An 11,781-nucleotide genomic window follows, 5' to 3' on the forward strand; every position below is an offset into this window, starting at 1 on the left:
GGCCTGTGCTGGGTCACGCTTGCAACGACAAGCCGCCGGGGCTCCCGCCCCGACGACCGGAACAGCCACAGGGGCGCCGATGTTGACATCGGCGAGAATCGCGAACCAAGGAGGCCCCATCAGCGATCTGCGCATTAACGACCAGATTCGGACCAAGGAAGTGCGCCTGGTCGGCCCGGCAGGGGAACAGGTCGGCATCGTGTCGATCGACAAAGCCCTGCAACTGGCCGCCGACGTCGACCTGGACCTGGTCGAAGTCGCACCCACCGCCCGTCCGCCGGTCTGCAAGCTCATGGACTACGGCAAGTACAAGTACGAGTCCGCTCAGAAGGCCCGTGCGTCGCGCCGCAACCAGCAGCAGACCGTCATCAAAGAGATGAAGCTCCGGCCGAAGATCGACAAGCACGACTACGAGACCAAAAAGGGTCACATCGTGCGGTTCCTCACGGCCGGCGACAAGGTCAAGATCACGATCATGTTCCGCGGCCGCGAGCAGTCGCGTCCCGAGCTCGGCCGGCGCCTGCTGGACAAGCTCGCGGAAGAGCTCGCCGACCTCGCGATCATCGAATCGGCCGCCAAGCAGGACGGCCGCAACATGATCATGGTCGTCGCCCCGATCCGCCCCAAGGGCGAGATCGCCAAGGGCGGCGGAGGCGGACGCAAGGGCCGCGGCGGCGACGCCGAGCAGGCCGAAGCGGCCCCGGCCGAAGCTCCGGCCGAGGCCCCCGCGGAAGCACCCGCGGAGCAGCCCACCACGGAGCCTGCCGAGCAGCAGCCCGAGGCCTGACCCCGAGCACTACGCACCGGCCGGAAGCGGGCGCCACCGCGCGCCCGCCCCCGACCGGCATTGAACACAGAGGAGAAGCACGATGCCGAAGATGAAGACCCACAGCGGTGCCAAGAAGCGGTTCAAGGTGACCGGCTCCGGCAAGCTGATGCGCCGCAGCGCCGGCAAGAACCACCTCATGGAGCACAAGAGCGGTCGCTTCAAGCGCAAGGCGCAGGGACGCACCGAGCTCGCCCCCGCCGACCAGAAGCAGGTCCGGAAGCTGCTGGGCAAGTAAGCCCGCACTCCGTTTGACTTCCCATCCGCTTTAAACGCAAGGAGACTGAACTGTGGCACGCGTCAAGCGTTCGGTGAACGCCAAGAAGAAGCGCCGCGTCGTACTCGAAGAGGCCAAGGGCTACCGCGGGCAGCGCTCGCGCCTGTACCGCAAGGCCAAGGAGCAGCTGCTCCACTCGTACACGTACTCGTACCGCGACCGCAAGAACCGCAAGCGCGAGTTCCGCAAGCTGTGGATCACCCGCATCAACGCCGCCGCGCGCGCGAACGGCATCACCTACAACCGCTTCATGCAGGGCCTGTCCCTCGCCGAGGTCGAGGTGGACCGCAAGATCCTCGCCGAGCTGGCCGTCAACGACGCGGCGGCGTTCACCGCCCTCGTCGAGGTCGCCCGCAAGGCCCTCCCCGAGGACGTCAACGCCCCGGTCGAGCAGTAAATGCATTTTGACGAACCCGGGACGGACGCGCTCACCGCGCGATCGTCCCGGGTTGTCAATGCCCGCAAGCTCCAGCGCCGCCGCGAGCGCGACAAGACCGGCCGCTTCCTCGCCGAGGGCCCGCAGGCCGTCCGCGAGGCGATCGCCGCAGGCGTCGTCGTGGACCTGTTCTACGACGCCGACGCCGACGAGCGCCACTCGGACCTGATCGACGCGGCCGTCGCCGCGGGCGCCTATGCGCACCCGTGCACCGACCAGGCCCTGGCCGCGCTGGCCGAGACCGTGACCCCGCAAGGGCTCGTCGCGGTCTGCAAGTTCCTCGACCAGCGCCTCCCCGAAGAGGCGACCCTGGTCGCGGTGCTCCACGGCATCACCGACCCCGGCAACGCCGGGACGGTCCTGCGCGCCGCCGACGCGGCCGGAGCCGACTGCGTCGTCTTCGGGTCCGACTCGGTCGACCCGTACAACGGCAAGTGCGTCCGGTCCTCCGCAGGGAGCCTGTTCCACCTGCCCGTCGTCCGCGCCGCCGACACCGGCGACGCGCTCGACCTGTTCCCGCACGCCCAGATCCTCGCCGCCGCCGCGGACGGGGAGGACCTGTACGCGCTGGACGCCTCAGGCGACCTCGCCGCGCCCACGGTGTGGCTGTTCGGGTCCGAGGCCCACGGCCTCGACGAGGCCACGGCCGCCCTCGCGCATCGCAAGGTCGGCGTCCCGATCTGGGGCAGGGCCGAGAGCCTCAACCTCGCCGTCGCCGCAGGGGTCTGCCTTTATGCGAGTGCCGCCGCGCAGCGCAAGTCGGTAGACTAGTGGCATGCCAGTCGACCACCGCGAATTTATCCAGCCCGCCGGGTGCGGGCTGTGGCGTTAGTCGACCACTTCCTCTCTGGCGGGCTGCGGCCGAGCCGCGCGCCTTTTCTAGACTCCTAAAGGTCCCGCCAGGAGAGAGAGCAATGACCACAGACAATGAGGCTGGCCTGCTCCAGCCCGAGGCCCTCGCCGGGGCCGTCAAGGACGCCGCCGCGATCATCGAGGCCGCCTCCAACCTCGAGGAACTCGCCGCCGCCAAGTCCGCCACGCTCGGCGACAAGGCACCGGTGTCCTTGGCCCGCAGGGCGATCGGTTCGATCCCGGGCAAGGAGCGCGGTGAGGCCGGGCGCAACGTCAACGCCGCCCGCACCGAGATCACCGGCCTGTTCGAGGCCCGCGAGGAGATCCTCAAGGCCGCCGAGGCCGCCCGGATCCTCCGCGAGGAGACCGTCGACGTCACGGCCCGCACGGCCCGCCGCCGCACGGGCGCGCGCCACCCGATCAACGTCCAGATGGACCGCATCGCCGACCTGTTCGTGGCCATGGGCTACGAGATCGGCGAAGGCCCCGAGGTCGAGCTCGAGTGGTTCAACTTCGACGCCCTCAACATCCACCCGGACCACCCGGCCCGGACCATGATGGACACCTTCCACATCGCCGACGGCAAGGGCGGGTACGGCTCGAACATGGTGCTGCGCACGCACACCTCGACCGTGCAGATCCACACCATGCTCACGCAGGAGCCGCCGATCTACACCGTGGCGCCCGGCCGCGTGTACCGCACCGACGAGGTCGACGCGACGCATTCGCCGGTGTTCCACCAGACCGAGGGCCTCGTGGTCGACAAGGGCATCACCATGGCCGACCTCAAGGGCACCCTCGACCACTTCGCGAAGTCGGTCTTCGGGCCCGACGCGATCACGCGCCTGCGCCCCTCGTACTTCCCGTTCACCGAGCCGAGCGCCGAGGTCGACGTCTGGTTCGCCGCGCACAAGGACGGGCCGCGCTGGATCGAGTGGGGCGGCTGCGGCATGGTCAACCCGCGCGTGCTGCGCGCCTGCGGGATCGACCCCGACGTGTACTCGGGCTTCGCGTTCGGGATGGGCGTGGAGCGCGCGCTCATGCTGCGCCACGGCATCACCGACCTGCGCGACATCATCGACGGCGACGTCCGGTTCCCCGCCGGGCTGCGAGTGGAGGAGTAGACGATGAGGATTCCCGTTTCCTGGCTCGCCGAGTACGCCGCGCTGCCCGCCGACCTGACCACGGAGGCGCTCGACGCCGCCCTGGTCGAGGCCGGGCTCGAGGTCGAAGAGGTCGACGACCTGCGCGGCCGCGTGACCGGCCCGCTCGTGGTCGGCCGCGTCGCCTCCATCGAGGAGCTGACCGAGTTCAAGAAGCCGATCCGCCACTGCTGGGTGGAGGTCGGCGAGGCCGAGCCCCGCTCGGTCATCTGCGGCGCGCGGAACTTCGCCGAAGGCGACCTCGTCGTCGTGGCGCTGCCGGGCGCGGAGCTGCCCGGCGGGTTCAAGATCGGCTCGCGCAAGACCTACGGCCGCCTCTCGGACGGCATGATCTGCTCGGCCCGCGAGCTCGGCGTCTCCGACGACCACGAGGGCATCATCGTCCTCCCCGAGGGCGAGGTCGGCGCCGACGCGCGTCCGCTCGTCGGCCTCGACGACGTGGTGTTCGAGCTGGCCATCACCCCTGACATGGGGTACTGCTTCTCCGTGCGCGGCATCGCCCGCGAGGTCGCGCACCGCCTCGGCGTCGCGTTCACGGACCCGGCCGCGAAGGCCGCCGAGCCCGCCGCGACCGCCGAGCCGCCCTACCCGGTGCGGGTCGAGACCGACGGCTGCACGCGGTTCACGCTGCGCGAGGTGCGCGACGTGGACGCGAACGCGGAGTCGCCGGAGTGGATGGCCAAGCGGCTCACCCAGGCCGGGATGCGCCCGCTGGGCCTGGCCGTGGACGTCACGAACTACCTCATGCTCGAACTGGGGCACCCGCTGCACGCGTTCGACCGCGACGCCCTCGAGGACGTCATGGTCGTGCGCCGCGCGAAGGCGGGCGAGACCCTGAAGACCCTGGACGATGTCGAACGCAAGCTCGACCCCGAGGACATGGTCATCACCGACGGGACCGGCCCGCTCTCGCTCGCGGGCGTCATGGGCGGCCAGACCTCCGAGGTCGGGCCGACCACCCGGAACGTGCTCATCGAAGCGGCGCACTGGGACCCGACCTCGATCGCGCGCACCTCGCGGCGGCACAAGCTGACCTCCGAGGCGTCCAAGCGCTACGAGCGCGGGGCCGACTCCGGGATCACGCTGCTCGCCGCCCAGCGCGCGGCCGACCTCCTCGTCGAGTACGGCGGCGGCACCCTCGTGGAGACCGTCGCGGACATCGACCACCGGGAGCCGGTCGCGCCGATCACCATCCCTGTCGACCTGCCGTCCAAGACCATCGGCGTCGACTACGACCGCGCCACTGTGGTGTCGATGCTCGAAGCGGCCGGATGCACTGTGGAGGGCGACGAGGTCCTGACCGTGACGCCCGCTTCGTGGCGTCCGGACCTGACCGACCCGGCCGACCTCGTCGAGGAGGTGGCCCGCCTGCACGGCTACGGCCACATCCCGTCGAGCATCCCGCGCGCGATCGCCGGGACCGGCCTGACGTCCTCGCAGCGCCGCCGCCGCCGCGTGGCCCGCGCCTTGGCTGACAACGGGTTCACCGAGACGTACACGTTCCCGTTCGTCTCGCGCGACCGCGCCGACGAGCTCGGCCTGGACGAGAAGGACCCGCAGCGCGAGGCCGTCGCCGTGCTCAACCCGCTCGACGACGCCGCGCCGCTGCTGCGCACGACGGTGCTCGCGAGCCTGGTGAACGCCGTGCGGCTCAACCTGGCGCGCGGCGCGAAGGACCTCGCCGTGTTCGAGGAGGGCCTGGTCTTCCAGCCCGCCGAGGGCTGGTCCGACCTCGAAGTGGTCGAGCTGCCGGTCTCCAAGCGCCCTGCGGACGAGGCCATCGCGGCCGCGATCCGCCGCCTGCCGGTGCAGCCGCGCCACGTCGCGGCCGTCCTGTGCGGGCAGGCCGTCCCGGCCGGTGTCGACGCGCCCGGACGGGCCGTGGACTGGGCCGACGCGGTCGAGGCCGCCGAGGTCGTGGCCGCGGCCGCGGGCGTGCAGCTCGAAGCCGCCCAAGGGGAGGCCGCGCCGTGGCACCCGGGCCGGTGCGCGGAGCTGCGCGTGGACGGCGTCGTCGTCGGCCACGCCGGTGAACTGCACCCGGAGGTCTGCGAGCGCCTGGGCCTGCCCCGGCGCACCGCCGCGATGGAGCTGAACCTGACGGCCCTGCCGCTGCAGGAGCTGGACCCCGCGCCCGTGATCTCGCACTTCCCGGCGACGCTCATCGACGTGGCGGTCGTGGTCGCCGAGGCCGTCCCGGCCGGGGAGGTCGAGGCGGCGCTGCGCGATGGCGCGGGCGAACTGCTCGACTCGCTGCGCCTGTTCGACGTCTACCGCGACGCGAAGCTCGGCGAGGGCAGGAAGTCCCTGGCCTTCAAGCTGGAGCTGCGCGCCGCCGACCGGACCCTCACGAACGAGGAGGGCGTGGCCGTGCGCGACGCCGCAGTGGCCGTGGCCGCCGAGCGATTCGGCGCGGCCATTCGTGAATAACTAGCGAAAACGCTTGGGGCGCAACATCGCAGGTGCGATGGGGCGCCCCATTTGTTTGTCCGAATCGGATAGTTACAGGCCGTAACGCCTGAGCCGGGGGATAGCGGATGGTCCGCGCCTTTTAAGGTACGTGGTGTGAATAACGGGAACCCCTCTCGCGTCGGCAGGCGGCGGAGGCGGACCGGCTCGCAGCAGGGCGGCTCGCCCGGCCACCGCAGAGCCGGTGCCGGCAATCCGACCTACAACGGCATGCGGCGCAAGGACGCCACGAACATCTTCTCGGTCATCAAGGTCGACCCGCACGTCTTCGACGGGCTCCTCAAGGGCAACAGGCGCCACCTCGCTGTCGCGGGCGCCGTCGGCCTCGTCGTCGCCATCGGCGTGTCGATCGTGCTCGGCAACCTCCCCGACGGCGGCGCGGGCGGCGCCGACCAGGAGGACGCCGCCTTCCTCTACGCGGGCGGCCAAGCCCTCCCCGGCGACTTCGCCGACCGGCACCCCTCGCTGGCCGAGCAGATCAACGCCGAACTCGAGACCCGCTACGGCCTCACCCCCGACCAGCTCTACGACGAGGCCGCCCGGCCCGACGGCCTCCGCGTCGTCCTCACCCTCGACAAGCAGCTGCAGGAAGCCGCCGAGCAGACCCCCGGCGAAGCCGGGGTTGTCGCCGTCGAACCCGGCACCGGCGCGGTGCGCTGCTACTACGGGGCCGAGCAGACCTCCGGCACCGACCAGATCGGCGCCTCCGCCCCGCACCCGCCGTCCTCAGTGTTCGACATGATCACCGCCGCGACCGCGCTCGAAGCGGGCGCCTCGATCGAGTCCTGGTGGAGCGACCAGGAAACCGACGTCACGCTCGCCACCGCCGTCCAGGAGTCCCGGACCGGCGCGATGGACGCCGTCGCCGAGAAGTACGGCGTCGACGCGGTCCTCGAGACCGCGAAGGGCATGGGGCTCAAGACCATCGCCGACGGCGAGGGCACGGTCTACGACCTGGCTGCGGGGGAGTACGGGGGCCTCGAAGCCGCCGACTTCGGCGCCTACCCCGTGAGCGTCGTCGACATGGCGGGCGTCTACGCCACCATCGCCGCGGGCGGCCTCCAGGCCGACACCCACTTCATCGAGCGCGTCATCGACCCCGGCGACGACGAGGTCCCGCCCGCGCAGGAGGTCGCCACCGAGCAGGCCGTCGCCGAGACCACCGCCCAGGACCTCCAGTTCCTCGGCCTCGGCGAGGCCGAGGCCATCGAGGACCGCGACTTCTTCGGCGTCGGCGCCGACTACCACGGCGAGACCACCCAGTCCTGGTTCGTCGGCGCGATACCGCAGCTGAGCGTCGCCGCCTGGGCCAACGGGGAGGCCGCCGCCGACGGCGGGGTGTCGCTGTGGCGCAACGTCATCGACACCGCCATCGAGACCAACGACTACGAGGCCGAGCAGCTGCCCGGCGCGTCCGGCGAAGGCGAGGACCTCACCGACGACATCGTCGGCGACGACGGCCAGATCGACCCCGACAGCGCCTACTGCGAGGCCAACCCCGACGCCGAGGGCTGCGGCGCCGAGTCCTCCTCGCCGAGCGCCTCCGACTCCCCCTCGCCCGACGACACCACAGAGGAGCCCGAACCCGACCCCGACCCCACCTCCTCCGAACCCGAACCGGAGCCGACGACCTCCTCGGAACCCGACGAGCCCACCACCTCCGAGTGCGCATGGCCGCCGTTCTGCTGAACCGGAAATGCTACGGTGCGTGCGCGAACACCGCCCGACGTCCTGAGGAGCCCCGATGACCTTCGACCCGTACGCCCAGCAGCAGCCCTCCCAGCCGCCGGGGATGCAGCCGCCCCCGCCACCCATGCCCGCGGCCCCCGGCTACCCGCAGCAGCAGGTCGGCGTGGAGCTCAACGGCAAGGCCGTCGCCGCCCTCGTGACCGGCGTGCTGTTCTGCACGGGCCTGCTCGGCATCATCCCGCTCGTGCTCGGCAAGAACGCCGAACGGGAGATCAACATGGGGATGGGCATCGGCCGCCCGATGGCCAAGGCCGGACGCATCCTCGGCTGGATCGGCATCGCCTTCACCCTCGTGTGGATCGCCTACTTCATCGTCGTGATCACCGCGATCATCGGCGCCGCCGACGCCGTCTCCGACTACTCCACCTACTGAGTTGACCCCCAACGGCTTCCCGCGGTCGCGGCTCCTCCTGGTCCTGTCGGTCGCGGTGCCGCTGGCGGTCCTCGGCGACGCGCTCTGGGTCCGCGCCGACCCGGAGGGGCCGCCGTGGCAGGGCCTCGACGACTGGTGGAACGGGCTCGTCGGCGGGCCCGAGAGCGGCCTGCTGTGGCACGTCGCGGACTTCTTCAACCTGCTCGGGGCCGAACTCGGGGTCGCGATCGGCGCGGTCGCCGTGATCGCCCTGCTCGCGATGCGGCGCTGGCGTTCGGCGGTCTACGCGGTCGCAGCCGTCGTCGCGACCAAGATCGTCACCGACCTCGTCAAGGCCGCGGCGGAGCGGCCGCGCCCGCTCGACATCATGGTGGACACCGGCTCCTGGGCGTTCCCGTCCGGACACAGCTCCCGCATGGCCGCCATGGTGGTCGTCGTCGGCGTCCTGTTCGTGCCCGCCCGGCACCTGCGGCGCTGGTGGCCGGTCGCGGTCCTGTCGACGCTCGCGATGATGCTCGCCCGCAACTGGCAGCACGCGCACTGGCTGACCGACACCGTCGCGGGCGCCGCCACCGGCGCGGCCGTCGCCGTCTTCACCTGGTGGGCGCTCGCGCCGCTGCTCGACCGCGAACGGGCCCTTCGGGAAAGCGCCGCGATCGGCGTCGCCGAGGACGCGAGGGCACAGGGGACTGGCTCCGAGCACTTAGGCTGAAGGCAGTTCTTCCTGAGAGGTGCCCCCGATGACCGTGCCCGACCCGTACTCCGAGCAGCAGCCCCCGGCGCAGCAGCCCGCCCCGCCGCCGCCGTACGCGCCCTACCCGCCGCAGTACCCGCCGTACGGCTACCCGTACGTGCCGCCGCGTCCGACGAACGGCATGGCGATCGCAGCCATGGTCGTCGGCATCGTCGGCGTGTGCAGCCCGCTGGGCATCCTTGCACTCATCTTCGGCAACATCGCGAAGCGCCAGATCAGGGAGACCGGCGAGCAGGGCGACGGCATGGCCACGGCCGGAGTCGTGCTCGGCTGGATCGGCGTCGCGGCGACGATCGGCTGGATCGCCTACTACATCGCGATGTTCGCGTTCTTCGGCGCGGCGGTGAACGAGATCGAGAACGGCGACTGGCAGACCGACTGGCCCACGGACGACCCGACCTGGGCGATCAGGCTGCTCGCCAGTGTCGTTTAGGGGCGCAGCCTGACATAGGTCGTGACGGTGAGGTTCGCAGCCGTCAGTACCGCGAACGCGACGGCCGCGAGCGGGAAGCCGAGGCCCCACAGGGCCAGCGCCCCGCACGCGAACGCGAACACCTTGACGGCCACGACCGCCGGCGTCGGCAGGATGAAGCGGGCCCGGGGCGCGGCGAACGCGCCCCACATCGCGATGAGCCCGCCGACGGCCGCGACCGCGACCAGGACGCGCGCCCACCAGGGCAGGTCGAGGGCGAGCGCCCACCAGCCGACGAAGGCGAACATCGCCATCTCCACGGCGAACGCCAAGAGGGCGTTGATGATCACGAGGGTGCGGACTGGTCCGGTGTAGCGGGCCCATTCGGGCTCGGGGGGCGTGTTCGAGGGCTTTTCAGTTTGGGGCACGGGTCCATGATGGCGTCCCGTACGCTCCGGCGCTGAGCCGGGTACGACCAAAGTCGGATGCCGGGATACGCAACGAGACCGATGGCACCGCGGCGCGGACATGATGTGATTGGCGCATGACAAGTCCACCGGGTCTCCTCAGCCGCGTCAGACGCGGCGACGCCATAGCGGCGGCGCTCCTGTTCACGGTGGGCGCGCTCATGATCGGCCTCGGCGGGTTCGAGCCGTACCGGGACGTGCCGCTCGCGGTGCGCTTCGTGCCGCTGGCGCTCGTGTGCCTCGGCGTGGTGATCCGGCGGGCCGCGCCCGGCTGGTGCCTGGCGGTCGGGACGCTGGGGTTCGCCGCGGAGATCGTCATCGGCCTCACGCTGGCGACGGTCGCGGTCTACACGGACAACCTGTACTCGTTCGCGCGCTACGGGCCGCGCAGGAGGGTCCGCGGCCTCGTGGCGGCGGTCGTCGGCGGCGTGGTGCTGCTGGGCGTCCTGTCGTACCTCGACGGCGCGAACCCGGGCCAGCTCATGAGCAATCTCGCGATCGCCGCGGTCGTGCTCTTGTCGCCGGTGGCCACCGGCATCATCGTGCGGCAGGCGCACGACCGCGCCAACCTCGAGCGGGAACGGGCGGAGCAGGCCGAGGGCCTCGCCGAGGTGCGCCGCCGCGAGGCGGTGCTGCGCGAGCGCACGCTCATGGCCCGCGAGCTGCACGACACGGTCGCGAACTACCTGTCGGCGATCGCGTTGCAGTCCACGGCGCTCCAGGCCCGCAAGGACCTCGACGAGGCGACGATGCGCACGTCGGTGGCCGCGATCCGCTCCAGTTCGGTGGAGGGCCTGGCGGAGCTGCGGCGGATCATCGGGCTGCTGCGCGCCGGGGACGAGGGCGAGGAGCTCGCCTCGTACCGGATCGACCAGGTGCCGGGGCTCGTCGAGCGCATCCGCGCCGTCGGGTTGAAAGTTGACTTCGAAGTCGAAGGGCCCCAGCCGAAGCTGCCGGGAGAGGTCGAGCTGACGGTGTACCGGCTGGTGCAGGAGGCGCTGACGAACGCGCTCAAGTACGGCTCTGACGCCTCGGTGGTGATCGGGTTCGAGTCCGAGCGCCTGACCGTGCGGGTCGAGAACGCGTTGAACCGTGACGCCGAGCCGGTGCCGAGCGGCGGCGCTGGCCTGGTGGGCATGACGGAACGGGTCCGGCTATTGGGAGGTAAGGTGCACGCCGGGCTGGAGGGCGACCGATGGATGGTCTGCGCGGAGATCCCCACGGGAGGCATTGCATGACAAGGGTTCTGCTCGCCGACGACCACGCGGCGGTCCGCGCCGGGCTGCGGATGCTGCTCGACAGCGCCGACGACATCGAGGTGGTCGGCGAGGCCGCCGACGGCGTCGAGGCGGTCGCGCTCGCGGGGGAGCTGCGGCCGGACGTGGTCGTGATGGACATCCGGATGCCGCGCAAGGACGGCATCGCGGCGGCGGCCGAGCTGCGCGGCGTCGCGGACGTGCTGGTGCTGACGAGCTACGGCGACGACGAGAACGTGTTCGACGCGCTCCGGGCGGGCGCGAGCGGGTTCATGCTCAAGGACGCCGACGCCGAGACTCTGGTCGAGGCGGTGCGCACGGTGGCGCGCGGAGACGGGCTGATCTCCCCGGCGGTCACGCGCGGCCTCATCGCCGAGTTCGCGCGCTCCAGGCCGGCGTACGCCCCGATCGAGGTCGACACGGCCGGGCTCGCGAACCTCACGCCGCGCGAGACCGAGGTGCTCGCGCTCATCGGCGAGGGCATGTCGAACGCGGAGATCGCGGGCGAACTCGGGATGGCCGAGGCCACGGTGAAGTCGCACGTCACGCGCGTCCTCGCGAAGCTGGGCCTGGCCAGCCGCGTACAAGCGGCCATCTTTGCTCGCGAGCAGGTCCGCTGAGCTGATGGCGGGGCGTCTGGCGGCCAGCGCTCGGCGGTCGCCCGCGAGCAGGCCCGCTGAGCTCAGACGATGTCGGGGCGGTGATCGTGTCCCAACCTCCGGTATAGGCGTGCGCCGCATGACCTGA

13 protein-coding genes are annotated in these 11,781 nt (G+C 71.4%); 12 read left to right on the forward strand and 1 reads right to left on the reverse strand.

Annotated features, from left to right (window positions below):
* The first annotated feature begins 133 nt into the window (after window positions 1–133).
* The 10 genes from infC to ACGGCP_RS10620 all read left to right on the forward strand — a co-directional run bounded on the left by infC (window position 134) and on the right by ACGGCP_RS10620 (window position 9,332).
* Window positions 134–787, forward strand: a complete 654-nt coding sequence (gene infC, locus ACGGCP_RS10575) for a translation initiation factor IF-3 (protein ID WP_392965078.1) — start codon at window positions 134–136, stop codon at window positions 785–787.
* Window positions 788–869: 82 nt separating this feature from the next.
* Window positions 870–1,064 (forward strand): 50S ribosomal protein L35, encoded by a 195-nt coding sequence (rpmI, locus tag ACGGCP_RS10580; protein WP_208494136.1) that lies wholly within the window; start codon window positions 870–872, stop codon window positions 1,062–1,064.
* A 52-nt stretch (window positions 1,065–1,116) separates the two neighbouring features.
* Window positions 1,117–1,500 carry a 50S ribosomal protein L20 gene (gene rplT, locus ACGGCP_RS10585; protein ID WP_208494137.1) on the forward strand — a complete coding sequence of 128 codons (384 nt, stop codon included), beginning with the start codon at window positions 1,117–1,119 and terminating at the stop codon, window positions 1,498–1,500.
* Entirely contained in the window at window positions 1,501–2,310 is an 810-nt protein-coding gene (locus ACGGCP_RS10590) for a TrmH family RNA methyltransferase (protein ID WP_392963997.1), read from the forward strand.
* Window positions 2,311–2,453: 143 nt separating this feature from the next.
* Entirely contained in the window at window positions 2,454–3,515 is a 1,062-nt protein-coding gene (gene pheS, locus ACGGCP_RS10595; RefSeq protein ID WP_392963999.1) for a phenylalanine--tRNA ligase subunit alpha, read from the forward strand.
* A 3-nt stretch (window positions 3,516–3,518) separates the two neighbouring features.
* On the forward strand, window positions 3,519–5,984 hold the full coding sequence (gene pheT, locus ACGGCP_RS10600) for a phenylalanine--tRNA ligase subunit beta (protein WP_392964002.1): 2,466 nt from the start codon (window positions 3,519–3,521) through the stop codon (window positions 5,982–5,984).
* Between the two features lie 135 nt (window positions 5,985–6,119).
* Window positions 6,120–7,712 carry a penicillin-binding transpeptidase domain-containing protein gene (locus tag ACGGCP_RS10605; RefSeq protein WP_392964005.1) on the forward strand — a complete coding sequence of 531 codons (1,593 nt, stop codon included), beginning with the start codon at window positions 6,120–6,122 and terminating at the stop codon, window positions 7,710–7,712.
* A 55-nt stretch (window positions 7,713–7,767) separates the two neighbouring features.
* Window positions 7,768–8,145: a DUF4190 domain-containing protein gene (locus ACGGCP_RS10610; RefSeq protein ID WP_392964008.1), complete on the forward strand. Its 378-nt coding sequence runs from the start codon at window positions 7,768–7,770 to the stop codon at window positions 8,143–8,145.
* A gap of 1 nt (window position 8,146) precedes the next feature.
* Window positions 8,147–8,857, forward strand: a complete 711-nt coding sequence (locus tag ACGGCP_RS10615) for a phosphatase PAP2 family protein (protein ID WP_392964010.1) — start codon at window positions 8,147–8,149, stop codon at window positions 8,855–8,857.
* A 28-nt stretch (window positions 8,858–8,885) separates the two neighbouring features.
* Window positions 8,886–9,332, forward strand: a complete 447-nt coding sequence (locus ACGGCP_RS10620) for a DUF4190 domain-containing protein (protein WP_392964013.1) — start codon at window positions 8,886–8,888, stop codon at window positions 9,330–9,332.
* On the opposite strand, the gene ACGGCP_RS10625 is transcribed toward ACGGCP_RS10620, so the two are convergent.
* Window positions 9,329–9,739, reverse strand: a complete 411-nt coding sequence (locus tag ACGGCP_RS10625; RefSeq protein ID WP_392964014.1) for a YrdB family protein — start codon at window positions 9,737–9,739, stop codon at window positions 9,329–9,331. The genes ACGGCP_RS10620 and ACGGCP_RS10625 overlap by 4 nt on opposite strands.
* 116 nt (window positions 9,740–9,855) lie before the next feature.
* On the opposite strand from ACGGCP_RS10625, the gene ACGGCP_RS10630 reads away from it, so the two are divergent.
* Both ACGGCP_RS10630 and ACGGCP_RS10635 read left to right on the forward strand, forming a co-directional pair.
* A complete protein-coding gene (locus tag ACGGCP_RS10630; protein WP_392964017.1) occupies window positions 9,856–11,016 on the forward strand; it encodes a sensor histidine kinase in 1,161 nt (386 codons plus the stop codon).
* Entirely contained in the window at window positions 11,013–11,654 is a 642-nt protein-coding gene (locus ACGGCP_RS10635; RefSeq protein ID WP_392964018.1) for a response regulator, read from the forward strand. Before ACGGCP_RS10630 ends, ACGGCP_RS10635 begins: the two co-directional genes overlap by 4 nt.
* Window positions 11,655–11,781: the final 127 nt, after the last annotated feature.

Source organism: Glycomyces sp. NPDC048151, from assembly GCF_043202775.1.
Lineage (GTDB): Bacteria > Actinomycetota > Actinomycetes > Mycobacteriales > Micromonosporaceae > Glycomyces.

What these genes read in the sequence shown, in the direction of transcription:
- pheS (WP_392963999.1), top strand. Translation starts at nt 2,454, where the DNA reads ATGACCACAGACAATGAGGCTGGCCTGCTCCAGCCCGAGGCCCTCGCC.
- ACGGCP_RS10630 (WP_392964017.1), top strand. Translation starts at nt 9,856, where the DNA reads ATGACAAGTCCACCGGGTCTCCTCAGCCGCGTCAGACGCGGCGACGCC.
- ACGGCP_RS10635 (WP_392964018.1), top strand. Translation starts at nt 11,013, where the DNA reads ATGACAAGGGTTCTGCTCGCCGACGACCACGCGGCGGTCCGCGCCGGG.
- ACGGCP_RS10590 (WP_392963997.1), top strand. Translation starts at nt 1,501, where the DNA reads ATGCATTTTGACGAACCCGGGACGGACGCGCTCACCGCGCGATCGTCC.
- rpmI (WP_208494136.1), top strand. Translation starts at nt 870, where the DNA reads ATGCCGAAGATGAAGACCCACAGCGGTGCCAAGAAGCGGTTCAAGGTG.
- pheT (WP_392964002.1), top strand. Translation starts at nt 3,519, where the DNA reads ATGAGGATTCCCGTTTCCTGGCTCGCCGAGTACGCCGCGCTGCCCGCC.
- ACGGCP_RS10620 (WP_392964013.1), top strand. Translation starts at nt 8,886, where the DNA reads ATGACCGTGCCCGACCCGTACTCCGAGCAGCAGCCCCCGGCGCAGCAG.
- ACGGCP_RS10610 (WP_392964008.1), top strand. Translation starts at nt 7,768, where the DNA reads ATGACCTTCGACCCGTACGCCCAGCAGCAGCCCTCCCAGCCGCCGGGG.